Here is a 22,096-nt window from a genome sequence, read left to right on the forward strand (position 1 = left end):
GCAGGTCGTCCCGGGCTCAGGCCGGGTCGACCACCCGGCTGACCACGAAGGCGTGCTTGCCCACCTGCCGGCCGCGGGTGAAGCCGAGGTCCTCGAACAGCTCGACGGTCCCGCTGAACAGGAAGCGGCCCTGGGCCTCACGGTCGGCCGTCACCTCCGAGATCGCCTCGACCAGCCCGCCGCCCGCCTGGCCGATCAGCTCCAGGGCGCCCTCGACCGCGGCCCGCGCCACGCCCTGCCCGCGGTGCCGGCGGTCGACGAAGACACAGGTGATGCGCCAGTCCGGCCGGGGCGGGGCGTCCTTGACGTACTCCCGGCGGTGCTTGATGCCCGGGAGCTCGTCCGGGTCGCCGAACTGCGCCCAGCCCTGGGCCTGGCCGTCGGCGTCCAGGACCAGCGCGGCGTGCGCGGTCCCGGCGAGCACGCGCTGGTGCTTGGCCTCGCGGTGCCCCAGCCCGGGCTCCGGCCGCGGGTGGAACCCGATGCACCAGCAGCCGCCGAAGATGCCGTTGTTGCGCTCCACCAGGTCGGCGAAGGCGTCCCAGGTGGCCGCGTCGAGGGGCCGCACCGTGGAGGTCACCGCGTCACGCTCGGCACCGGCAGGGCGTCGAGGAGCCGGGCCAGCTCCTCCGGTCGCGTGAGCATCGGCCAGTGGCCGGAGTCGACGTCGACGAGGGAGAGGTCGGCCACCCGCGCCAGCTCGGGGAGCTCGCCCTCCGCCAGCCAGGCCCGGGCCTCGTCCGGGCTGAACTCCGGGCACACCAGGGTGACGGGCACCGCCAGGCGGCGCTCGTCGCCGAGCCGCACCGCGGCCTGCGCGACGCCCGCCGGGACGGGCACGGCCGCCTCGACGAACCGGCGGCGGGCCGCCGCGTCGAGGTCGCGGGCGTCGGCTCCCTCGAACGGCTCCCAGCCCGGGAAGGGCATCTGGCCGTCGGCGACGGGGAAGAAGTCGGCGTACGGGTCGCCGTCGGCGCTGGGGAAGCCCCCGATCATGACGACCCGGGCGACGGCCGACGGCCGCCGGTCCGCCGCCAGCCACGCCAGCGTGCTGGCCGCGGAGTGGCCCACCACGACGGGGAGGTCCGCGGCGTCCACGGCGGCCAGGACCGCGGCCAGCTGGTCGTCCAGCGTGGCGGTCGGGTCGGCGTCGTCGGCCCCGGGCAGCGCGGGGACGACGACGCGGTGGCCCAGCCGGGTGAGCTCGGCGCTCACGGGGGCCCAGGCCTCGCCGGTCAGCCAGAGACCGGCGACGAGGATGAAGTCGCGTGCAGGAGTCATGGTGTGACCGTAGGACCTGTTGCGGACGATCGGCGTCCTGGTTGACTGACGACATGACCGCCGACGAGGCCAGCCCCACGGCCCGGGGGCTGCGGACGCTGGAGCTGCTGCAGCGCCATCCCGGCCTCACCTCCGCCGACCTGGCCGCGCGGCTGGGCGTCTCGGACCGGGCCGCCCGCCGCTACGTCGCGATCCTCCGCGAGGCCGGCATCAGCGTCGACTCCACCCCCGGGCGGTACGGCGGCTACCGGCTGGGGCGCGGCCTGCGGCTGCCCCCGCTGGTCTTCAGCAGCACCGAGGCGCTCGGTCTGGTGATGGCCGTCCTCGACGGCCAGCACGCCGCCGCCGACGCGGGCACGCCGGTCGGCGCCGCCCTGGGCAAGATCATCGCCGCCCTGCCGCCGGACGTCGGCCGGCAGGCGGCGCTGCTGCGCGAGCACGCGCTCACCGCCCCCGAGCGGCACGCCGTCCGGCCGGACCCCACGACCACCAGCCGCCTCGTCGAGGCGGTCGCCGAGCGGCGTCAGGTGCGGCTCGGCTACCGACCGCGCTCCGGCCCGGCCCGCACCGGCGTGGTCGACCCCTGGGCCGTCGTCGTCCGCGGCGGCCTGTGGTACCTCCTCGGCCACGCCCACGGGCCGGACGCCCCCCGCACCTACCGCGTCGACCGGGTGGGCGACGTCGAGGTGCTGGACGCCGGCTGCACCCCGCCCGCCGACCTCGACGCCGTCGCCTGGCTGGAGCGGCACCTCGGCACCGGTCGGGCCTACCGCACCCGGGTCCGCTTCGCGGCGCCCCTCGCCGACGTCGCCCCGTGGGTCAGCGCGGCGATGGGCGACCTCGAAGCGCTGGACGACGGGTCCTGCCGGCTGAGCGGCACGACGGACAACCCGGCGATGTACGCCAACGAGTGGCTGGCCGCCGTCCCGCACCCCTGCACCGTCGAGGGCGGGCCCGAGCTGCGCGACGCGGTGGCCGCGCTGGCCCGACGCCTGACCGCGTCCCTGACCTGAGCGGCCCGGACGCCGGTCAGGCCGGGACGAGCGGACGGATGTTCTGGTTGCCCGCGAAGAGGTTCTCCGGGTCGTAGGCCGCCTTGACCTCCCGCAGCCGTCGGAGGTTGGCCGCACCGAAGGAGGCGATGATCCGCTGCTCCCCCTCGTCCCCGATGAAGTTCAGGTAGGTGCCGCCGGCCGCCCACGGGGCGATCGCGGCCCGGTACCCGCGCACCCACGCGATGTTCGCGGCGTCGTCCGCCGGGTCCACCCAGGTGGCGAACGGGTGGGTGATCCAGGCCGCGTCGCGCCGGCTCAGCGGCGTCGCGTCCTCGGCCACGGCCTGGACCGCCCCACCCCACGGGAACACCAGGTGCTGGGTGAGGGGCGAGGGACGGGCGGCGCCGACGGCGAGGAAGACGTCCAGCGCCGCGTCCGGCAGGTCACGGTGGTACTCACCGCTCCAGTACTGCCGCAGTCCCGGCTGGTCGTCGAGCATCGACTGCATCTGGGTGTAGGGCAGCGGCGCCACCAGGTCCACCTCCGGCTCGAGCGCGCGGAACGCGCGGAGGACGTCGGTGCCGGTCCCCTCGTCCCCCGACCAGACCAGCACCAGCGCCACCAGGGGCCGGCCCTGCAGGTGGGCGGGGACGAACGGCTCCGGCGGTCCGGTGAGCAGGACCAGCCCCGAGCCCAGCTCCGGGGGCGTCGTGGGCGCCAGGTCGCGGTAGCGCCGGGCCACCTCGCCCGCCCGGTCGACGGGCCAGAGCAGCAGACCGCCCAGCACCAGCGGGCCCACCGGGTGCAGGGCGAGCTCGAGGGACGTGACGACGCCGAAGTTGCCGCCGCCCCCCTTGCAGGCCCACAGCAGGTCGGGGTGCTGGTGCTCGTCGGCGCGCACCTGCCGGCCGTCCGCGGTGACCAGCTCGACGGCCAGCAGGTTGTCGCACGTCAGCCCGTGCCGGCGCTCCAGCCAGCCCGAGCCGCCGCCGAGGGTGAGCCCGCTGACGCCGGTGGTGGAGACGCGGCCGCCCGTCGTCGCCAGCCCGTGCACCTGGGTGGCGGCGTCGAGGTCGGCCCAGGTGCAGCCGGCCCCGACCCGGGCTCGGCGCCGGGCCGGGTCGACCGTCACCGACCGCATCGGCCGGACGTCGACCACCAGCCCGTCGTCGACGCTCGACTGCCCGGCGACGGCGTGGCCGCCTGAGCGGACGGCGACCGCCAGCCCGTCGGCGCGGGCCCGTGCGAGCGCCGCCGCGACGTCGGCCGCGTCCGCGCAGGACGCGATCATCCGCGGCCGGCGGTCGATCATGGCGTTGAAGAGCGCGCGCCGCTCGTCGTAGTCGGCATCGCCCGGCACGGTCCACCGCATGAGGTCCCCCTGAGTTGTCGCTCAGGGCGAAGCATTCCCGGCCCGGCCGCCGGGGGCCATGGGCAGTTCGGTCACCCCGCGGGGCGGGCGCGCCCCGGCGGGGTCGGCTCAGGACAGCCGGGGTGGGCTCAGAACAGGGCGGCCATCAGGTCGCGCCGGCCCTTGAGCACGCGCTCGTCGGCGTTGCCGAGGGTCTCGAAGAGCTCGAGCAGCCGTACCCGCGCGCTGTTGCGCTCGTCGCCGGCGCTCCGGCGGACCAGCGCGATGAGCCGGTCGAAGGCCAGCTCGGCCTGACCGGTCAGCATCTCGACGTCGGCCGCCGCCAGCTGGTCCTCCACCGCGGTGGAGGTCTCGGCCGTGGCCAGCACCGCCTGCGGGTCCAGCGCGGCGGCGCGGGCGAAGAGCCCGGCCTGCGCGCGTCCGGCCTTGGCCTCGACGTCGTTGGGGTCGGCCTGCAGCAGCCGGTCGAACTCGGCGACCGCCGCGTCGAAGTCGCCCTGCTCGATGGCCGCGTCCGCGGCGGCGAAGCGCGGGTCCGGCCCGCCCTCGACCTCCTCGTCCGCGGCGGCCGCGCCCCCGACCGGGTCCGCCCGGCCGACGATGCCGTTGGCGACGGCGGCGGTCAGCAGCTGGTCGACGTAGGCCTGCACCTCCGCCTTGGGCAGCACGCCCTGGAACAGCGGCGCGACCTGGCCGCCGATCAGCGCGATCACGGTCGGGACGGCCTGCAGCTGCAGGGCCTGGACGATGCCGGGCGCGGTGTCCACGTCCAGCCGGGCCAGCAGGAACTTGCCGTCGGAGGCGTTGGCGATCTCGGCCAGCGCCTGGGAGAGCTGCTGGCCCGACGTGACCCGCGGGGAGTACAGCTCGACCACCACGGGGTGCTGCACGGAGCGCCGGATCGTCTCGGCCTCGAAGGTCTGCTCGGTCACCTCGAGCACGTAGCTGGCCCCGCCGCGGGGGGCCCCGGCCGCCCCGGCGGGCGGCTGCTGCGCGCGGGCGGCGAGCTGGGAGAGGTCGATGGCACCGGCGCGGCTGAAGCTGGACGAACTCATGCGGCCCATCCTGCCGCACGGGCCGCGGCGGCCCGTCGAGGTCTCACCCCTCCCCCGCCCGGCCGAGGGGCGAGGCCACCTCCCGCTCGCGGCCGGGGATGGGCACAATGGCGCTCATGGCTCACCCGCGCGCCGGTCAACCGGCCCTCCCCGAAGACCTCATCGACGTCGATGCGGTGGTCTCGGCCTACCACGACCTCACCCCGGACCCCGCGAACCCCGACCAGCAGGTGGTCTTCGGCACCTCGGGCCACCGCGGCTCCAGCCTCGACACCGCGTTCAACGACGCGCACATCGCCGCCACCACGCAGGCCATCGTCGAGTACCGGGCCGCCCAGGGCATCACCGGGCCGCTGTACCTCGGCAAGGACACCCACGCCCTCTCGGATCCGGCCTGGACGACCGCCATCGAGGTGCTGCTGGCCAACGACGTCGACGTCCGCTGCGAGGGCGACGACGACTTCACCCCCACCCCGGCCGTCTCCCGGGCCATCGTCGTGCACAACGCCGAGCTGCCGGACGGCGACGCCCGGGCGGCCGACGGCATCGTGGTCACCCCGTCGCACAACCCGCCGCGCGACGGTGGCTTCAAGTACAACCCCCCGCACGGCGGTCCGGCCGACTCCGACGCCACCGGCGTCATCGCGGCCCGCGCCAACGCGCTGCTGGGCGACCCGAGTCCGATCAGGCGGCGCCCGTTCGCCGAGGTCAGCGGGCGGCTCACCCGCTTCGACTACCTCGGCGCCTACTGCGAGGACCTGCGGAACGCGCTCGACCTGGACGCCGTCCGCGACGCGGGGGTCCGGATCGGCGCCGACCCGATGGGCGGCGCCAGCGTCCAGTACTGGGACTACATCGCCGACCGCCTCGGCCTGGAGCTCACGGTGGTGAACCAGGAGGTCGACCCGCAGTTCGGCTTCATGACCCTGGACACCGACGGCAAGATCCGGATGGACTGCTCGTCGCCGAACGCGATGGCCAGCCTGATCGGGGCGAAAGACCGGTACCAGATCGCCACCGGCAACGACGCGGACTCCGACCGGCACGGGATCGTCACCCCCGACGCCGGTCTGATGAACCCGAACCACTACCTGGCCGTGGCCATCCAGTACCTCTACGGCCACCGCCCCGGCTGGCGCCCCGATGCGGCGATCGGCAAGACGCTCGTCTCCTCCTCGATGATCGACCGGGTGGCCGCCGAGCTCGGCCGGACGCTGCTGGAGGTCCCCGTCGGGTTCAAGTGGTTCGTGCCCGGGCTGCGCACCGGCGAGATCGCCTTCGGCGGCGAGGAGTCGGCGGGGGCGTCCTTCCTGGCCCGCGACGGCAGCACCTGGACCACGGACAAGGACGGCATCCTGCTGGCCCTGCTGGCCAGCGAGATCCAGGCCGTCACCGGCCGGTCGCCCAGCCAGCACTACGCCGCGCTGACGGAGCGGCACGGGTCGCCCGCCTACGCCCGGGTCGACGCTCCGGCCACCCGCGAGCAGAAGGCGAAGCTGGCCAAGCTCGACCCCTCCGCCGTCGCGGCCACCGAGCTGGCCGGCGAGCCCATCACCGCCAAGCTGACGACGGCGCCCGGCAACGGCGCGGCCATCGGCGGCCTCAAGGTCACCACGGCGTCGGCCTGGTTCGCGGCCCGGCCGTCCGGCACCGAGGACGTCTACAAGATCTACGCCGAGTCCTTCCAGGGTCCCGAGCACCTCGCCCAGGTGCAGGAGGAGGCGCGCGCCGTGGTCTCGGCGACGCTCGGCGGCTGAGCCCACCCCGAGTTGCCAGAACCCGGTGACCCAGGGGTCAGCTGACGCCCGACACCTCGGGGTGAGGTGGGGCACACGGGCCCGGGGAGGGAAGATCACCCGCGGGGGATCGTTGTACTGCTCGATGACCGCCGCGCTGATCGACCTCCCCACCGCTCCCACCCCCACCCGCCTCTGGATGCCGAAGCGCGTCCTGGTGACCCGGGCGGCCGCCGAGCAGCCGCACACCGCCGAGATCCTGCGCCGCTGCGAGGCCGCCGGTGTCGAGGACATCACCCTGCTGGCCAACGACCGGCTGACCGGCCTGCGCGGTGAGACCGAGCGCGAGACCTACGCGCGGGCCAAGACGACGCTGGCCGTCGTCGTCGCCCCGCCGAGCGCGCTCAAGCCGCAGCCCATCCCGCCCAGCGCCGACTGGCGGATCGACCTGGCCAAGGGCTGCCCGGCCCACTGCCAGTACTGCTACCTGGCCGGCTCGCTCAGCGGCCCGCCCGTCACCCGGGTCTACGCCAACCTCGACGCGGTCCTGGACGGCATCCGGACCCACGCCGGCCAGGGCACCGTCACCAGCGGCACGGCGGAGCGCGGGCACGAGGGCACCACCTTCGAGCTGTCCTGCTACACCGACCCGCTGGGCATCGAGCACGTCACCGGCTCCCTGGCCGAGGCCGTCCGCCGGGTCGGCGCCGGGGTCTACGGCGACGGCGTCTCGTTGCGCTTCACCACCAAGTTCGACGACGTGGCCGACCTGCTGGCGCTCGACCACCAGCGCCGCACCCGCGTCCGCTTCTCGGTCAACGCCCCCGACCTCGCCCGCCGCTTCGACGGCGGCACCGCGCCGCTGGCCGGTCGCCTGGCGGCTCTGCGCGCGCTCGCCCTCGCCGGCTACCGGGTGGGGTTGACGATCGCCCCGGTGATGGCCTACCCGGGCTGGCGCGAGGGCTACGGCGACCTGCTCGACCAGGTCACCGCCGCGCTCGACGGGGTGCCGGGCCTGGACCTGACCACCGAGATCATCACCCACCGCTTCACCCCGGCCAGCAAGGACGTCCTGCTCGGCTGGTACCCGCACACCAAGCTGGAGATGGACGAGGACGCCCGCACCCAGAAGCGCTCCAAGTTCGGCGGCGTCAAGTACGTCTACCCGCGCGCGACCATGAGCGAGATGCGTTCGTGGTTCTCCGCCGAGCTCGCGGCCAGGCTGCCGGACGCCCCGCTCCTGTACTGGACCTGACCCCCTCCCCGGCGCAGCGTCGCGCCGGGTGAACACTGCGTGAACCTCTGCGTCGCAGGGCCTTCCCGGTTCGACGCGACGCCTCGAGAAGGACGACGATCCTCCTGTGACCGAACCCCTGTTCATCCTCGCGATCGTCATCGTGACGGCGCTGGTCTTCGACTTCACCAACGGCTTCCACGACACCGCCAACGCGATGGCCACCTCCATCGCCACCGGTGCCCTCAAGCCCAAGGTCGCGGTCGCCCTCTCGGCGGTGCTCAACCTCGTCGGGGCCTTCCTCTCCATCGAGGTCGCGCTCACGGTGAGCAACAAGGTCGTCAACATCCAGGGCCCGGACGGGGCGCCGGTCGCGTCGCTGATGGGGACCCCGATCCTCACCATCGTCTTCGCGGGCCTCGTCGGCGGCATCCTCTGGAACCTCGCCACCTGGCTGCTGGGGCTGCCGTCCTCGTCCTCGCACGCGCTGTTCGGCGGCCTGATCGGCGCGGCCATCGCCGCGCTCGGCTTCTCGGGCGTCAAGTGGGACGGCGTGATCTCCTCGATCATCATCCCGGCCGTGGCCGCCCCCGTCGTGGCGGGCCTCGTCGCCGCCGTCGGCACCCGGCTGATCTTCCGGACCGTCGAGCGCGTCCCCGAGGAGCGCCGCGACCGCGCCTTCCGCTGGGGCCAGATCGGCTCGGCCTCCCTGGTCTCGCTGGCCCACGGCACCAACGACGCGCAGAAGACGATGGGCGTCATCACCCTCGCGCTGATCGCCTACGGCAGCTGGACCCAGCTCGACGCCATCCCCTTCTGGGTCAAGGCCGCCTGCGCCACCGCCATCGCGGCCGGCACCTACATCGGCGGCTGGCGGGTCATCCGCACCCTGGGCAAGGGGCTGGTCGAGATCAGCTCCCCGCAGGGCATGGCCGCCGAGACCGCCTCCGCGGCGATCATCCTGTCCTCCAGCCACCTCGGCATGGCGCTGTCCACCACGCACGTGGCGACCGGCTCCATCCTGGGCACCGGCCTGGGCCGCAAGGGGGCCGAGGTCCGCTGGGCGGTGGCCGGGCGGATGGTGATCGCCTGGCTGATCACCCTGCCCGCCGCGGGCGCCGTCGGCGCCCTGTGCTGGGCGCTGGCCCACGTGGTCGGCGGCTGGCCCGGCGTCGCGCTGGTCTTCGCCGTCCTCGTGGTCGCCGCCGCGGCGATGTTCCGCCACTCGCGCAAGAACGCCATCGACCACTCCAACGTCAACGCGGACTGGGAGGGTGGGCTGGCGCCCGCCACCGCCCCGTCCCGCCCGACCGTGAACGCCTGAGGAGCCCGACGTGGAGATCCTGACCAAGTCCTTCGAGGCCCTGTGGCAGGTCGTCGCGGTCGGCCTGCTGCTGGGCGCCGGCCTGCCCGCCCTGTTCGCCCTGGGCGTCCGGGCCCTGGAGAACGACCGCGTGCTGACGGCCGACGGCGGTGACTTCGGCAGCCGGGCCAGCGCGGGCGGCAAGGCCCTCGCCGGCCTGTGCTTCGGCGTCACCGCGCTCGCCGTGGTCTTCGGCATCGTCGTCATCATCTTCGGCAAGCAGCTGTTCGGGGGCTGACGTGCCGCTGACCGGGTTCCTCTCCTCGGTGGTCGGCTGGCTGCGCGCCGGCTACCCCGACGGCATCCCTGCGACGGACTACATCCCGCTGGTCGCCCTGCTGGCCCGGCGGCTGACCCACGACGAGGTGCAGGCCATCGCCGACGAGCTGGCCCGGGTGGGCGACCCGGGGATCGACGACATCGACATCGGCACCATGATCACCAAGGTGACGGCCGAGCTCCCCAGCGAGGAGGACATCGACCGGGTCCGGGTCCGTCTGGCCCGGGGCGGCTGGCCCCTGGGCGACCAGCGCACCGCCTCCTGAGGCGCCCAGAGAAAGATCCCCCGGACCTGTAACACCCGGGCCTCCGCCAACGATGTGGAGGTCGAACCCGGACCACTACCTGAACCCCCGAGCAGGCATTGGTCCGGGTTCGCTACGTCCGGGCCCCTCCGGGGCGGGCCCGGCCGGAACGGGGGGGCGCCCACCCCTCCTCACCAGCCGGACGGCGGTGGTGTCGGCCCCGAGCACGACGAGGTGGCGGCGGAGCCGGGGCCCGGGCACCCGGTCCTGCCAGGCGGGGCCGGGCGGTTCGGGGCCGGTCACGCGGCCGTCGCCGCGCTCGCTAGGGTCTTTCGTACCGAACGTGACGAAGTCCCGACCCAGGAGCTGCTGCCCGATGCCCGACGTCCCCACCCTGACCATGAACGACGGCCGCACGATCCCCCAGCTGGGCTTCGGCGTCTTCCAGATCCCCCAGGACGAGACGGAGACCGCGGTCACCACCGCCCTCGAGGCCGGCTACCGGCTGATCGACACCGCGCAGGGCTACCAGAACGAGGAGGGCGTGGGCGCCGCGCTCGCCGCCTCCGACGTGGCCCGCGAGGACGTCTTCATCACGACCAAGCTCACCAACTCCGAGCAGGGGTACGACGCCACCCTCAAGGCGTTCGACGCCAGCATGGAGAAGCTGCGGCTCGACGTCCTGGACCTGTTCCTCATCCACTGGCCGCTGCCGATGTTCGACCTCTACACCGACACGTGGAAGGCCTTCGTCCGGCTGCAGGAGGAGGGCCGGATCACCAGCATCGGCGTCTCCAACTTCGAGGTGGAGCACTTCGAGAAGCTGGCGGCCGAGACCGGCGTGGTGCCGGCCGTCAACCAGATCGAGCTGCACCCGCAGTTCCCCCAGCACGAGCTGCGCGCCTACCACGCCGAGCACGGCATCCTCACCGAGTCGTGGGGGCCGATCGGCCAGGGCAAGGGACTGCTGGAGAACCCGCACATCCAGGCGGTGGCCACGAAGACGGGGAAGACCCCGGCCCAGGTGGTGCTGCGCTGGCACCTGCAGCTGGGGCTCGTCGTGATCCCCAAGTCGGTGACGCCCAGCCGGATCGTGGAGAACATCGAGGTCTTCGACTTCACGCTGGACGACGAGGACCTCGCCGCCATCGCCCAGGTCGACGAGGGCACCCGCCTCGGCCCGGACCCGCGGACCTTCGACCGCCGCTGACGCCGGGCCTGCCGGCCTGGGGTGACGCCGCCGCACGCGTCCCTCAGGCCAGCAGGGCCAGCCCCTTCACCAGCCGGTCGACGCGGTTGCGCGGCCCGACCAGGCTGACCGCCGCGAGGTCGAGCTCCCCGCCGGTGCTGGCGGCCACCACCGCCCGGTACTCGTCGTAGACCCGGGTCGACTGGGCCGCGTGCGGCATGTCGGCGACGAAGACACCGTCCGCCGCCACCGCGCGGGCGCGCAGCGCGAGCAGCCGCTCCCCGCTCGCCCCGAGCACGGTGCAGCCCGCCCACGGCAGCCCCCGGTGCCGCGAGCCGTCGGCGTCGACGGCGTCGGGGCCGAGCAGCCCCTCGACCCCCACCCCGGTGGCTGCCGCTGCGCAGACGGCGGCGTTGACCGCCCGTCCCGCGGGCAGCTCCTCGTCCACCACGACCACCCACTCGAGCCGGGCCGCCCGCGTCGGGCTGGCGGTGTCGACCTCGTCGGGGCCGAACCCGACGCGAGCGCCCGGGTCCTGCTCGCCGTCCGGCGGTTGCGCCTCGTCCTGCACCCTCGTACGGTTCATGGCGGCAACGCTAGGCAGTAGAGCGGATGCTGAGCAAGCGATCCGTACATGATCCGGGAGAGGAGTGCCCGAGGTGGCCCTGGACGCACTTGATGCGGCGATCGTGCGCGAGCTGCAGGTCGACGCACGGCGGACCAACCGCGACGTGGCGGCGGCGGTGGGCGTCTCCCCCACCACCGCGCTGGACCGGACCCGCGCCCTCCGGGAGCGCGGGGTGCTGCGCGGGGCGATCCTCGACGTCGACCTGGCGGCCCTGGGCCGCCCGGTGCAGGCGCTGGTGGCGGTGCGGATCCGACCGCCGTCCCGCCGGGTGATCGAGGGCTTCCGCTCCTGGGCGGCGGGGCTGCCGGACATCCTCGGCGTCTTCGTGACCTCGGGGACCGAGGACTTCCTGCTGCACGTCGCCGTGCCGGACAACACCGCGCTCTACGCCTTCGTCGTCGACACCCTGACCGGGCGGGCCGAGGTGGCCGACGTCCGCACGTCCGTGGTCTACGAGCACCTGCGCAACCACCGGATCGGCCCGGCCTGACGAGCGCCCCGGCGGACACCTGCTGTTCACGTCACGGCAAGGTCAGGGCCCTAGCGTCCGCCGCATGAGTGGTGCTGAACGGCTGCGGACGGTGGCGGTCATCCCGGCCCGGGGCGGCTCCCAGGGGGTCCCGGGCAAGAACCTGCGCCGGGTCGGCGGCCTGCCGCTGGTCGCGCGGGCCGTCCGGGCCTGCCGGGCCGCCACGCGCGTCGACCTGGTCGTGGTGACCACGGACGACGACGCCATCGCCGCCGCCGCCGTCGACGCCGGCGCCCGGGTGGTGCGCCGGCCGCCGGCGCTGGCCGGCCACACCGCGACGTCGGAGTCGGCCCTGCTGCACGCCCTCGACGCGCTGGGGTTCGAGCCGACCACGCTGCTCTTCGTGCAGTGCACCAGCCCCTTCCTGGACCCGGCCGACCTCGACGCCGGGGTCGCCCTGGTGGCCGACGGGCACGCCGACTCCGCCTTCTCCGCCGTCGAGACGTATGAGTTCCTCTGGCGGGCCCGGCCCGACGACGGCGCGGTCCGCACCGTGGCGGGGGTCAACCACGACGCCGCCGTCCGCCCCCGGCGTCAGGACCGCGAACCCGACTGGCGCGAGACCGGCGGCTTCTACGTCATGGACGTCGCGGGCTTCCGGGCCGCCGGCCACCGGTTCTTCGGCCGTACCGCGGCCGTCGCCGTGCCCGAGGCGACGGCGCTGGAGATCGACAGCCCGGCCGAGCTGGCCATGGCCGAGGCGCTGGCCCCGCTCGTCGACGCGGCGGCCGACGAGCCGGTCCGGGTCGACGCCGTGGTCACCGACTTCGACGGGGTGCACACCGACGACGCCGCCCTGGTCGACGCGGCCGGCCACGAGGCCGTCCGGGTCAGCCGGGCCGACGGGATGGGGGTCGCCGCCCTCCGCGCGGCGGGCGTGCCCGTGCTGATCGTCTCCAAGGAGCGCAACCGGGTGGTGAGCGCCCGCGGCGCCAAGCTCGGCGTCGAGGTGCTGCAGGGGGTCGACGACAAGGTCGCCGCCCTGACCGGCTGGCTGGCCGAGCACGGCCTCGACCCGGCGCGCGTCGCCTACCTCGGCAACGACGTCAACGACCTCGGTCCGCTGGGGATGGTGGGCTGGCCGGTGGCGGTGTCGGACGCGCGGCCGGAGGTGCGGGCGGTGGCCCGGCTGGTGCTGCGCCGGCCGGGCGGCCACGGAGCCGTCCGCGAGCTCTGCGACCGCGTGCTCGCGGCCCGCGCGCTGCCCACCTGAGGGCGGCCAGCACCCGTTCGCTGCGGGCCAGGTCGTCCACGGAGAGCGCCATCCGCAGGTACTGGCGGAGCGCCTGGACCGGGCGGGTGGGCGGGCCGGCGGGGACGGCCGGCAGCCGCCCGGCGCGGCGGGTCTGCACGAGGGCGCCGAGCCGCACCAGCCAGTCCGCGTCCTCCTCCGGGTGGAAGTAGTTGTCCAGCAGCCAGTCGGCCCCGGGCGTCCGCAGGCCGCCCCCGCCCGCCAGCGCCGCCAGCGGGCCGAGGCAGCCCGACCCCTCGAACACGAGGTTGATCAGCTCCTCCGAGACGCCGAAGTCGTCGGCGGCCAGCAGCGGCCGGCCCAGCGCGATGGCCTCCAGGGCCGCCGTCGAGGACACCGTGACCAGGCCGCGGGAGGCCAGCACGGCCTCCGCCATGCCGCCGGTGGCGAAGGTGACGGCGCCCGCCGGCACCTCCCCGCGCGCGACGAGGTCGGCCCACAGCGCGTCGTAGGGGTGCTCCTCGTGGTGGGTCTGCTGCTCACCGGTGCCGGCCCGGAGCTTGACCACGACCGGCGCCGCGGCCGCGAGCGCGCGCAGCAGGTGCTCCCTGTCCCCCGGCCCTGCGGCACCCGCGCCTGGGAGGCGAAGACCAGCGGGGCGCCCGCGGCGGGGGGGTCGACCGCGGCGCCCGGCGGGCGGACCGGCAGGAAGGGCAGCCGGGCCAGCCCGAAGGCCAGCGCCGGGGCCAGCTCGGCGGCCACCCGCAGGAACTCGACGCGCTCGCGGTGGCTGTGGACGACGAACAGGTCGCAGCTGCGCCGGAACGACACCGCCCGCGGGGAGGCCGGGACGCTGATCCCGGGCAGCCCCGTCAGCAGCACCGGGCGGCGGGGGCCGCGGACGACCGGCAGCGCCGTCAGCCGGGCCACCACCGGACCGGTGCAGGCCAAGAGCACGACGTCGGGGCGCTCGCGGACCAGCAGGGCGACGAGGGCGGGCAGGGTCAGCGTGTCGACCGGGATGGCCGGCTCCCCTGCGACCCGCCCGGCCGCCGCCACCTGGGCCGGGGAGGGCATGACGGCGTTGCGCAGCAGCACCTGCCGGGTCAGCCAGCCGGCCGGCAGCGTGGCCAGCGTCGCCGCGCTCCACTTGAGGTAGGAGTCGGTGTCGGCCACCGCCAGCACCCGCACGGGACCGGTCGACCTCGCTGCCCCGGCAGCTGCGGCCACTCAGGCGTCCTCGGGCAGCTCGAAGTCCCCGGCGGCGCTCCGCGGCCCGGTCAGCAACGACGTCAGCTCGTCGCACTGCTCGTCGGACAGCGCGCCCAGGGCGAACCGGGCCCCGACGATGGCGTCCGTCGCCTGCTGCAGGACGGCCCGGCCCTCCGGTGTGATCGCGGCGAGCACCGCCCGGCCGTCCTCGGGGTGCGGGCTGCGGACCAGCAGGCCGGCGGCCTCCAGCCGGTTGACCAGCGGCGTCACCGACGTGGCGTGCACCTGCAGCCGCTCACCGATCTTGCCCAGCGACAAGGTCCCCCGGCGGGAGAACGAGAGCAGCACCAGCACCTCGTAGCGGGCGAAGGTCAGCCCCAGCGGGCGCAGCAGCTCGTCGAGCTCGGTGAGCACCAGCTGGTGCACCCGCATCAGGGACGTGACGGCGCGCATCCGGGGCGTCTGGTCCGCGCTCCACTGCTCGGCCCAGAGCCGCGACGCCTCCTGGATGGGGTCGAACGGCAGGGCGCGGCGGCGTCCGCTCACGTGCCGTCGTCCCCGAGCTGCGGGGCCGTGGCCCGCAGGCCGGCCCGCTGCATCGTCTCCTGCAGGATGCGGTCCCGGGCGTCGATGTCGCGGACGAACCGGACCTCGCTCAACCCCTGGACCTGCGCGGCGGACTCGAACACGAAGTGACCGTAGTTGAAGATCCGGCCGACCAGCGGCTTCTTCACGGTGATGTCGAGGATGCGGCCCAGCGGCACGCTGGCCCGCTGCACCGAGAACGTGCCGTGCACGCGGAAGACCCGCTGGTTGGTGATCACGAAGCGGTCCCGGTACTCGTCGACGATGCTGTAGAGCGCCTGCGCGCTCACCGCGAGCGCCAGCACGAAGAGCACCCAGAACAGCGGCGGCTCGAAGGCCCAGGAGCTGATGAGGACCGGCACGGCGACGACCAACCGGGTCCAGGCGCCGATGCTGGCCATCCAGTGCTTGTAGACCTCCAGCACGACGTACTCCTGCTCGCTGAGCAGCAGGTAGCGCTCGACGTGGGGGTCGAGCCACTCGACGAGGCCCGGCACGCCGACCTACGCGGCGAGCGAGGTGAAGAACGTGACGAGCGCCTGGAACGCGCCGACGAGCGCACCGAAGACGGTCTTGACGGCGTCGGCCGCCCCCTCGGGCTGCTGGATCAGGTAGAAGAGGCCGAACCCCACGACGAGCACGAACACGATCTTCTTGGTCCACTTCACGTCGGACGTCCCCCCTCCGGGTCTGCACACAACTTGTCGGAGCCTTGTCTACCCCACCCCGCCCGCCCCGGCCCGGAGGTGCCCGGGCGCGTCGGGCCCCGAGATGCGCGCCGGCGGCCCCAGCGTGTCGTGGACCGCCGCGAGTACGCGGCAGATCGCTTCACGCTGTGGTCGTCGGCCCCGGCGGGAGCCGCCGCAGCAGCTCCGCGGCGGCGGCGTAGGGGTCGGTCGAGCCGTCGCTCACGGCGCCGGCCAGCGCGTCCAGCGCGGCCGAGCCCTGACGCCGCAGGCGGTCGCGCAGTGCGGCCAGGGCCAGGCCCTCGACCTCGCGGCGCGCGCGGCCGAGCCGGCGTCGGGCCTGGTCGCCGCTGGCCGCCTGGTGGGCCCGGAACCGGTCCAGCGCGTCGAGCAGCTCCGGCACCCCGGTCCCCTCGCTGGCCACCGTCGTCAGCACCGGCGGCTTCCACGCCTCCGGCGGCCGCTCGCTGAGGGCCACCATCGAGCGCAGCTCGCGGACCAGCGGCTGGGCGCCGTCCCGGTCGGCCTTGTTGACCACGAAGACGTCGCCGATCTCGAGGATGCCGGCCTTCGCCGCCTGCACGCCGTCGCCCATCCCGGGGGCCAGCAGCACGACGGTGGCGTCGGCGGCGGCCGCCACGTCCACCTCGGACTGCCCGACCCCGACCGTCTCGACGACGACGGTGGCGCAGCCGGCGGCGTCGAAGACCCGCAGGGCCTGCGGCGCCGCGACGGCGAGCCCGCCGAGGTGGCCGCGGGTGGCCATCGAGCGGATCAGCACCTCGTCGTCGAGGGCGTGCTCCTGCATCCGCACCCGGTCGCCCAGCAGGGCACCGCCGGTGAAGGGCGAGGTGGGGTCGACGGCCAGCACCCCCACCCGCTCGCCGCGCTCCCGCAGCGCCCGCACCAGGGCGGTCACCGTCGTCGACTTGCCGGCCCCCGGGGGCCCGGTCACCCCGAGGACGAAGGCCCGGCCGGTGTCCGGGGCCAGCGCCGCCATGATGGCCGGCAGGGCGTCGGAGCCGTCCTCCACCAGGCTGATCAGCCGCCCGACGGCCCGCGGCCGGCCGGCCCGGACCCCGGCCAGCAGCCCGTCGAGCCCTGCGCTGCCGGTCAGCGGCCGGCGCTCCCGGCCGCGGCCGGCACCCGGAGCAGCAGGGCGTCGCCCTGCCCGCCGCCACCGCACAGGGCGGCGACGCCCGTGCCGCCGCCACGACGGGCCAGCTCCAGGGCCAGGGTCAGCACCAGCCGGGCCCCCGAGGCGCCGATGGGGTGGCCCAGCGCCACCGACCCGCCGTTGACGTTGACCTTGGCCTCGACCTCGGCCGGGCTCAGCCCCAGCGCCCGGGCGCTGGCCACGCCGACCGCGGCGAAGGCCTCGTTGATCTCCACCAGGTCCAGGTCGGCCACGGCGAGACCCTCCTTGGCGCAGGCCTTGGCGATCGCGTGCGCGGGCTGCAGCTGCAGGGAGGAGTCCGGGCCGGCGACCATCCCGTGCGCGCCGATCTCGGCCAGCACGGGCAGCCCGAGCCGCTCGGCGGCCTCCCGGCTGGCCACGACGACGGCGGCCGCCCCGTCGGAGATGGGGCTGGCCGAGCCCGCGGTGACCGAGCCGTCGGTCGAGAAGGCCGGCGCGAGCCGCCCCAGGGACGCGGCGGTGACGCCCTCCCGGATGCCCTCGTCCACGTCGACGACGAGGTCGGGGCCCCGCCGCTGCGGCACCCGGACCTCGACGATCTCCTCCCGCATCCGCCCGGACCGGGTGGCCGCCAGGGCGCGCTGGTGCGAGCGGGCGGCGAAGGCGTCGGCGTCGGCCCGGCTGACGGCGACGTCCCCGGTGTCGTGCGCGTCGGTCAACGCGCCCATCGGCTGGTCGGTGAAGGCGTCCTCGAGGCCGTCGTGGGCCAGGTGGTCGAGCATCGTCACCGGGCCGTAGCGGTGCCCGGTCCGCGACCCGGTGAGCAGGTGCGGGGCCCGGCTCATGGACTCCATGCCCCCGGCCACCACCACCTCGCACTCGCCGGCCCGGATCAGCTGGTCGGCGAGGGCGATCGCGTTGAGCCCGGAGAGGCAGACCTTGTTGACCGTCAGCGCCGGCACGGTCATCGGGATGCCGGCGCGGACGGCGGCCTGCCGCGCGGGGATCTGCCCGGTGCCGGCCTGCAGCACCTGGCCCATCACGACGTAGTCGACCTGCCCGGGGTCGAGCCCGGCCCGCTCGAGGGCGCCGGCGATCGCCAGGCCTCCCAGCTCGACCGCGCTCAGCCCCGCCAGGGAGCCCAGCAGCTTGCCGACGGGGGTCCGCGCCCCGGCGACGACGACCGCACCCATCCCGACCTCCTGCTCGTGCCCGGGCACCGTCTGGTCCCCCGCGGGGCCAGTCTGGCACCCTGGCGGCATGCCCCAGCGGAGCGACGACGGCGCCGGACCCGGACCCGACGGCCCGGCCGCGCTGCCCGGCCTGCTGGCGGTCGACCACGTCGGGGTGGCGGTGCCCGACCTCGACGCGGCGATCGCCTTCCACACCGAGGTCCTGGGGCTGGTGCTGCTGCACCGGGAGGAGAACGCCGACGCCGACGTGGCCGAGGCGATGCTGGGACCCACCGCCGACGGGGCCGGCACGCAGCTCCAGCTGCTCGCCCCCATCTCCCCCGAGTCGCCGATCGCCCGCTTCCTGGAGCGGTCCGGGCCGGGCCTGCAGCAGCTCGCCTACCGGGTCGCGGACGTCGACGAGGCGGCTCGCGTGCTCCGCTCCCGGGGCTTGCGGCTGCTCTATGATGCAGCGAGGACCGGGACCCGAGGGTCGCGGATCAACTTCGTCCACCCGCACGACGCCGGTGGTGTGCTGGTCGAGCTGGTGGAGCCCGCCGCGCCGCCGGAGCCGCGCTGAAGGCTGCGGTCGGCTCCCTGCCGCCGCGCCGATCGTCACACCCCGGCGCCGCAGGTCGCGCGGCGGGGACAGAGAGGACTCTCCGTGAGCTCAGCTGACAACACCGGCCTGGGGCTGTTCGACGACGCGGCCAGCGCCGCCGGCGGCTTCCCGACCGCCCTCCGCGGGTACGAGCGCTCCGCCGTGGACGAGTACGTCCGCAGCCTGGAGGCCGGCGTGGTCGCCATCCGGCGCCAGGCGCTGGAGTTCCGTGCCGAGCTGGAGCGGGTGCAGCGGGAGCAGGCCGACCGCGAGGCCAACCCGCCGGAGATCGACTACTCCGAGCTGGGCGGGCGGGCCAGCGACATCCTGCGGCTGGCCCAGGAGCAGGCCCGGGACCTGACGGAGCAGGCCGCCGCGGACGCCGAGCGCACCAAGGAGCTCGCCCGCCGCGAGGCGGACGGGATCCGGCGTGACGCGGCCCGCCAGGGCGACGAGCTCAAGAGCGGCGGGGTCGCCCAGATCGACCAGCTGCGGGCCCGGTTGCACGAGGACGTCCAGGCGCAGGTGGAGCACGCCCGGGCGGACGCGGAGGCAGTCGTCGCGGCCGCGCACCGGCAGGCGGAGTCGCTGCGCCGGGAGGCCGAGCACGAGGCGCAGAGGGTCCGCCAGGAGGCCTACCTGGACACCGAGAACCTGCGGCGGACCGTCGAGCGGGAGGCCGCTGACGCCCGCCAGGCGATCGCCGTCGAGCGCGAGCAGGCCGTCGTCGAGCTGCGGGCGGTGCACGAGGAGGCCGAGGGCCGCACGGCGGCGCTGCTGGCCGAGGCGACGGCGCACCACGCCGAGGCGGCCGCCCGCCTCGAGACCGACATCGCCGACGCCGCCCGGATCCGGGCGGAGGCGCTGGCCGAGGCCGAGGCCACCCGGGTCGCGGCCGCCCAGGAGGCCGACGCCCGGGTGACGGCCGCCCAGCAGGAGGCCACCGCCCTGCGCGACCGCACCCAGCAGGAGTTCTCCTGGCGCAAGCAGCAGCTCCGGCGCGAGACCGAGCTGCTCGGCCAGCGCAAGCAGGCCGTGCTCAGCCAGCTGGCCAGCCTCTCGGCCCTCGCCGAGCAGACGGCGCAGACCTTCCCCGACCTCGACGAGCTCGACGACGACCTGGCCGAGATGCAGCGGGCCGGCGGCGGCGACGGGCCGGGCTCGCCGGACGAGGACGGCACCACCGTCCGGTCGGTCGTGGTCCGGGACGAGCCGCAGCAGGACGAGGACGACACGGCCGAGGCGGAGCGGCTGAGCGCCGACGTCGAGGAGCCGACCCGGACCGACCCGGCCGACCCGGTCGACGAGGACACCGCCGAGCAGGACACGGTCCGGCACGACCGCGACGACCGGGACGACACCGCCCCGCGCGGGATGGAGCTGCCGCCCGTGGACGGCGACGCCACAATCATGATCTCCGCCGCCGACCTGCCGGCCGGCACGGAGCACCTGCAGCGCCGCCCGGGGGCTCCCGGCCAGCACTGACCGGAGGGCCGCGGCGGCCGCCGCCCGCGGCTGGGCACCCCGGGCGACCGGGACCCGGCCGACTAGGCTGACCTGCGCGGTCGGCGGCAGCCGGCCGGGGGTGAGCACCAGGAGCAGTGGACGTGAGCAGCGGGCAGCAGGAGAACGGCAGCACCTACGGCTTCCCGGTGGTCCGCCGGGGCTACGACCGGGCGGCGGTCGACGGGTTCGCGCGGGACGCCCACGCCGAGATCACCGGGCTGCGGCACGCCTACGAGACCCTGGCCGCCCACTACGCGCAGCTGCAGGCCGAGCGGGACGCAGCCCCCGCGGCGCCGGCGGCGCCCGACTACAGCGGGCTGGGTGGGCGGGCGCAGGAGATCCTGCGGATCGCCGAGGAGCAGGCCCTCGACCTGACCAGCCGGGCCGCGGCCGACGCCGACCGGCTCACCGAGCAGACCCAGCACGAGGTGCAGACGCTCCGCGACCACGCCGTCGCCGAGCTCGACGCGGTCCGGGGTACCGAGCTGGGCCGCGTCGACGCCCTGCGCCGGCAGGCCGAGCAGGAGGCCAGCACCCTGCTGGGGTCCGCGCAGGCCGAGGCCGAGCAGCTGCTGCAGGCCGCCCGCTTCGAGGCCGGCGCCATCCGGGACGCGGCCGAGGGCCACGCGCGGGCGGCCGTCGAGGCCGCCGAGCTGCGGGCCGGCATCCTGCGCTCCGACGCCGAGCGGCACGCCCTCGCCGTCCGCCAGGAGGCGGCGGCCGAGCGCGAGCGGGTGCTCGCCGAGCTGACGGCGGAGTCCGAGGACCTCCGGGCCCGGATCGAGCAGACGCTGGCGGAGTCGACCGCGCTGCACCGCCGCTCCGCCGAGCACCTGGCCGCGGAGTCGCAGGAGGCGGGCCGGTTGCGCGCCGCGGCCCTGGCCGAGGTCGAGCGGATCCGCCAGGCCGCGCTGGCCGAGGCCGACCAGCTGCTCGCCGGCGCCCGGCAGCAGGCCGCGACGGTCGAGGAGCGCTCCCGGCAGGAGTTCGCCTGGCGGCGGCGCCAGCTCCGGCAGGAGCAGGACCTGCTGACCCGCCGCAAGCAGGCGATGCTCAGCCAGCTCACCTCGCTGTCCGCCCTCGCCGTCGAGACCGCCGAGAGCCTGCCCGACGTCCCCGAGCTGACGCTGTCGGAGGACGCGGCGGCCGCCGGCCCGGCCGCCGAGGGCGACGGCGCGGAGCACGTGACCGAGCCGCAGGGCCCCGCGGACCAGCCGGCCGGGGACCGGGCGACCGACGACCAGCCGTCCGACGAGCCCGCCGACGACCGGCCGGCCGGCGACCGGCCGGCCGGCGACCGGCCGGCCGGCGACCGGCCGGCCGGCGACGGTCAGAACAGCCGGTCGTCCGCGTTGTCCATGCCGCGCAGCACGTCGTAGTCGACGGTCACGCAGGTGATCCCGCGGTCGCCGGCCAGCACCCGGGCCTGCGGCTTGATCTGCTGGGCGGCGAAGACGCCCTTGACGGCGCCGAGCAGCGGGTCGCGGCGCATCAGCTCGAGGTAGCGGGTCAGCTGCTCCACCCCGTCGATCTCCCCGCGCCGCTTGACCTCCACGGCGACGTAGGCCCCGGACGCGTCCCGGCAGAGCAGGTCGACCGGGCCGATGGCCGTCATGTGCTCGCGCCGGACCAGGGACCAGCCGGACCCGAACGTCTCCGGGTGCTCGGCCAGCAGCGCCTGCAGGTGCGCCTCGACGCCGTCCTTCTGCAGCCCGGGGTCGACGCCGAGCTCGTGCGAGGAGTCGTGCAGCACCTCGGCGATGGAGATCTGGAGCGTGTCCCCGTCGCGGCCCCGCACCTCCCAGAGCCCGCTCAACGGCTCCAGCCCGGGGACGGCGTCCTCGGCCGGCGGCGGCGCCGGCAGCTCGACCAGCGTGCAGGGCGGGCTCATCCAGTTCAGCGGCTTGTAGGCCCGGTCGTCGGCGTGCACCGAGACCGAGCCGTCCGCCTTGACCAGGATGAGCCGGGTGGCCATCGGCAGGTGGGCCGTCAGCCGACCGGCGTAGTCGACCTGGCAACGAGCGATCACGAGACGCACCGGGACAACCTACCGGCGCCCGCCCTCCCGGCCGACCGCTGCGCCCGTGGCAGACTCGCG

23 protein-coding genes and 1 pseudogene are annotated in these 22,096 nt (G+C 75.5%); 12 read left to right on the top strand and 12 right to left on the bottom strand.

Annotated elements, in window-relative coordinates:
• Positions 1-16 precede the first annotated feature (16 nt).
• Together BLT72_RS11755 and BLT72_RS11760 are read right to left on the bottom strand one after the other, a co-directional pair.
• The gene (locus BLT72_RS11755; RefSeq protein WP_091413066.1) at positions 17-580 is read right to left on the bottom strand and encodes a GNAT family N-acetyltransferase; all 564 of its coding nucleotides are present in this window, start codon (positions 578-580) and stop codon (positions 17-19) included.
• Positions 577-1,281 (bottom strand): alpha/beta fold hydrolase, encoded by a 705-nt coding sequence (locus BLT72_RS11760; RefSeq protein ID WP_091413067.1) that lies wholly within the window; start codon positions 1,279-1,281, stop codon positions 577-579. Before BLT72_RS11760 ends, BLT72_RS11755 begins: the two co-directional genes overlap by 4 nt.
• A gap of 53 nt (positions 1,282-1,334) precedes the next feature.
• Here BLT72_RS11760 and BLT72_RS11765 point away from each other — a divergent pair, with 53 nt between their 5' ends.
• The gene (locus tag BLT72_RS11765; RefSeq protein ID WP_091413068.1) at positions 1,335-2,294 is read left to right on the top strand and encodes a helix-turn-helix transcriptional regulator; all 960 of its coding nucleotides are present in this window, start codon (positions 1,335-1,337) and stop codon (positions 2,292-2,294) included.
• Between the two features lie 16 nt (positions 2,295-2,310).
• On the opposite strand, the gene BLT72_RS11770 is transcribed toward BLT72_RS11765, so the two are convergent.
• Both BLT72_RS11770 and BLT72_RS11775 read right to left on the bottom strand, forming a co-directional pair.
• A complete protein-coding gene (locus BLT72_RS11770; RefSeq protein ID WP_091413069.1) occupies positions 2,311-3,648 on the bottom strand; it encodes an FAD-binding oxidoreductase in 1,338 nt (445 codons plus the stop codon).
• A 128-nt stretch (positions 3,649-3,776) separates the two neighbouring features.
• On the bottom strand, positions 3,777-4,703 hold the full coding sequence (locus BLT72_RS11775; protein ID WP_091413070.1) for a tetratricopeptide repeat protein: 927 nt from the start codon (positions 4,701-4,703) through the stop codon (positions 3,777-3,779).
• A gap of 116 nt (positions 4,704-4,819) precedes the next feature.
• Between BLT72_RS11775 and pgm the strand changes: the two genes are divergently transcribed.
• The 6 genes from pgm to BLT72_RS11805 all read left to right on the top strand — a co-directional run bounded on the left by pgm (position 4,820) and on the right by BLT72_RS11805 (position 10,770).
• The gene (gene pgm, locus BLT72_RS11780; RefSeq protein ID WP_091413071.1) at positions 4,820-6,460 is read left to right on the top strand and encodes a phosphoglucomutase (alpha-D-glucose-1,6-bisphosphate-dependent); all 1,641 of its coding nucleotides are present in this window, start codon (positions 4,820-4,822) and stop codon (positions 6,458-6,460) included.
• A gap of 124 nt (positions 6,461-6,584) precedes the next feature.
• A complete protein-coding gene (locus tag BLT72_RS11785; protein ID WP_091413072.1) occupies positions 6,585-7,694 on the top strand; it encodes a spore photoproduct lyase family protein in 1,110 nt (369 codons plus the stop codon).
• Positions 7,695-7,800: 106 nt separating this feature from the next.
• Positions 7,801-8,997: an inorganic phosphate transporter gene (locus tag BLT72_RS11790; protein ID WP_091413073.1), complete on the top strand. Its 1,197-nt coding sequence runs from the start codon at positions 7,801-7,803 to the stop codon at positions 8,995-8,997.
• Between the two features lie 10 nt (positions 8,998-9,007).
• Positions 9,008-9,274, top strand: coding sequence for a hypothetical protein (locus tag BLT72_RS11795; RefSeq protein WP_091413074.1), 267 nt, complete (start codon positions 9,008-9,010; stop codon positions 9,272-9,274).
• Position 9,275: 1 nt separating this feature from the next.
• Positions 9,276-9,581: a DUF3349 domain-containing protein gene (locus tag BLT72_RS11800; protein ID WP_197677006.1), complete on the top strand. Its 306-nt coding sequence runs from the start codon at positions 9,276-9,278 to the stop codon at positions 9,579-9,581.
• A gap of 355 nt (positions 9,582-9,936) precedes the next feature.
• Complete coding sequence (locus BLT72_RS11805) at positions 9,937-10,770, top strand: aldo/keto reductase (RefSeq protein WP_091413075.1); 834 nt, start codon at positions 9,937-9,939, stop codon at positions 10,768-10,770.
• Positions 10,771-10,813: 43 nt separating this feature from the next.
• Here the strand turns inward: BLT72_RS11805 and BLT72_RS11810 are convergent, their stop codons facing one another.
• Positions 10,814-11,335: a DUF2000 domain-containing protein gene (locus tag BLT72_RS11810; protein WP_091413076.1), complete on the bottom strand. Its 522-nt coding sequence runs from the start codon at positions 11,333-11,335 to the stop codon at positions 10,814-10,816.
• 73 nt (positions 11,336-11,408) lie between these two features.
• Here BLT72_RS11810 and BLT72_RS11815 point away from each other — a divergent pair, with 73 nt between their 5' ends.
• Both BLT72_RS11815 and BLT72_RS11820 read left to right on the top strand, forming a co-directional pair.
• Entirely contained in the window at positions 11,409-11,867 is a 459-nt protein-coding gene (locus BLT72_RS11815; RefSeq protein WP_231929999.1) for an Lrp/AsnC family transcriptional regulator, read from the top strand.
• Positions 11,868-11,931: 64 nt separating this feature from the next.
• The gene (locus tag BLT72_RS11820) at positions 11,932-13,119 is read left to right on the top strand and encodes an acylneuraminate cytidylyltransferase (protein WP_091413077.1); all 1,188 of its coding nucleotides are present in this window, start codon (positions 11,932-11,934) and stop codon (positions 13,117-13,119) included.
• A gap of 202 nt (positions 13,120-13,321) precedes the next feature.
• On the opposite strand, the pseudogene BLT72_RS23425 reads toward BLT72_RS11820, so the two are convergent.
• The 6 genes and pseudogenes from BLT72_RS23425 to BLT72_RS11850 form a co-directional block, all read right to left on the bottom strand.
• A pseudogene (locus BLT72_RS23425) lies at positions 13,322-14,328 on the bottom strand (DUF6716 putative glycosyltransferase); the annotation flags it as partial.
• On the bottom strand, positions 14,329-14,856 hold the full coding sequence (locus BLT72_RS11835; RefSeq protein ID WP_231930001.1) for a MarR family winged helix-turn-helix transcriptional regulator: 528 nt from the start codon (positions 14,854-14,856) through the stop codon (positions 14,329-14,331). It abuts the pseudogene before it with no gap.
• Complete coding sequence (locus tag BLT72_RS11840; RefSeq protein WP_091413080.1) at positions 14,853-15,392, bottom strand: PH domain-containing protein; 540 nt, start codon at positions 15,390-15,392, stop codon at positions 14,853-14,855. Before BLT72_RS11840 ends, BLT72_RS11835 begins: the two co-directional genes overlap by 4 nt.
• Before the next feature lie 6 nt (positions 15,393-15,398).
• Complete coding sequence (locus BLT72_RS22510; RefSeq protein ID WP_172826062.1) at positions 15,399-15,563, bottom strand: hypothetical protein; 165 nt, start codon at positions 15,561-15,563, stop codon at positions 15,399-15,401.
• 160 nt (positions 15,564-15,723) lie between these two features.
• Positions 15,724-16,698, bottom strand: coding sequence for a methylmalonyl Co-A mutase-associated GTPase MeaB (meaB, locus tag BLT72_RS11845; RefSeq protein WP_172826231.1), 975 nt, complete (start codon positions 16,696-16,698; stop codon positions 15,724-15,726).
• Positions 16,695-17,912, bottom strand: coding sequence for an acetyl-CoA C-acetyltransferase (locus BLT72_RS11850; protein ID WP_091413081.1), 1,218 nt, complete (start codon positions 17,910-17,912; stop codon positions 16,695-16,697). Before BLT72_RS11850 ends, meaB begins: the two co-directional genes overlap by 4 nt.
• A 67-nt stretch (positions 17,913-17,979) precedes the next feature.
• Here BLT72_RS11850 and mce point away from each other — a divergent pair, with 67 nt between their 5' ends.
• The 3 genes from mce to BLT72_RS11865 all read left to right on the top strand — a co-directional run bounded on the left by mce (position 17,980) and on the right by BLT72_RS11865 (position 21,377).
• Complete coding sequence (gene mce, locus BLT72_RS11855; RefSeq protein WP_091413082.1) at positions 17,980-18,471, top strand: methylmalonyl-CoA epimerase; 492 nt, start codon at positions 17,980-17,982, stop codon at positions 18,469-18,471.
• Positions 18,472-18,555: 84 nt separating this feature from the next.
• Complete coding sequence (locus BLT72_RS11860) at positions 18,556-19,977, top strand: coiled-coil domain-containing protein (RefSeq protein WP_091413083.1); 1,422 nt, start codon at positions 18,556-18,558, stop codon at positions 19,975-19,977.
• Positions 19,978-20,099: 122 nt separating this feature from the next.
• Positions 20,100-21,377, top strand: a complete 1,278-nt coding sequence (locus BLT72_RS11865) for a coiled-coil domain-containing protein (RefSeq protein WP_157720460.1) — start codon at positions 20,100-20,102, stop codon at positions 21,375-21,377.
• Here the strand turns inward: BLT72_RS11865 and nucS are convergent.
• A complete protein-coding gene (gene nucS, locus BLT72_RS11870; protein WP_091413085.1) occupies positions 21,329-22,036 on the bottom strand; it encodes an endonuclease NucS in 708 nt (235 codons plus the stop codon). The genes BLT72_RS11865 and nucS overlap by 49 nt on opposite strands.
• Positions 22,037-22,096: the final 60 nt, after the last annotated feature.

The sequence above is a fragment of the Friedmanniella luteola genome (assembly GCF_900105065.1).
GTDB classification, from domain to species: Bacteria; Actinomycetota; Actinomycetes; order Propionibacteriales; family Propionibacteriaceae; genus Microlunatus; species Microlunatus luteolus.

Excerpts from the sequence above, each read along its gene's own strand:
- pgm (WP_091413071.1), top strand. The coding sequence starts at position 4,820 with ATGGCTCACCCGCGCGCCGGTCAACCGGCCCTCCCCGAAGACCTCATC.
- BLT72_RS11760 (WP_091413067.1), bottom strand. The coding sequence starts at position 1,281 with ATGACTCCTGCACGCGACTTCATCCTCGTCGCCGGTCTCTGGCTGACC.
- mce (WP_091413082.1), top strand. The coding sequence starts at position 17,980 with ATGCCCCAGCGGAGCGACGACGGCGCCGGACCCGGACCCGACGGCCCG.
- BLT72_RS11775 (WP_091413070.1), bottom strand. The coding sequence starts at position 4,703 with ATGAGTTCGTCCAGCTTCAGCCGCGCCGGTGCCATCGACCTCTCCCAG.
- BLT72_RS11805 (WP_091413075.1), top strand. The coding sequence starts at position 9,937 with ATGCCCGACGTCCCCACCCTGACCATGAACGACGGCCGCACGATCCCC.
- BLT72_RS11765 (WP_091413068.1), top strand. The coding sequence starts at position 1,335 with ATGACCGCCGACGAGGCCAGCCCCACGGCCCGGGGGCTGCGGACGCTG.
- BLT72_RS11770 (WP_091413069.1), bottom strand. The coding sequence starts at position 3,648 with ATGCGGTGGACCGTGCCGGGCGATGCCGACTACGACGAGCGGCGCGCG.
- BLT72_RS11850 (WP_091413081.1), bottom strand. The coding sequence starts at position 17,912 with ATGGGTGCGGTCGTCGTCGCCGGGGCGCGGACCCCCGTCGGCAAGCTG.
- BLT72_RS11810 (WP_091413076.1), bottom strand. The coding sequence starts at position 11,335 with ATGAACCGTACGAGGGTGCAGGACGAGGCGCAACCGCCGGACGGCGAG.
- BLT72_RS11785 (WP_091413072.1), top strand. The coding sequence starts at position 6,585 with ATGACCGCCGCGCTGATCGACCTCCCCACCGCTCCCACCCCCACCCGC.
- BLT72_RS11820 (WP_091413077.1), top strand. The coding sequence starts at position 11,932 with ATGAGTGGTGCTGAACGGCTGCGGACGGTGGCGGTCATCCCGGCCCGG.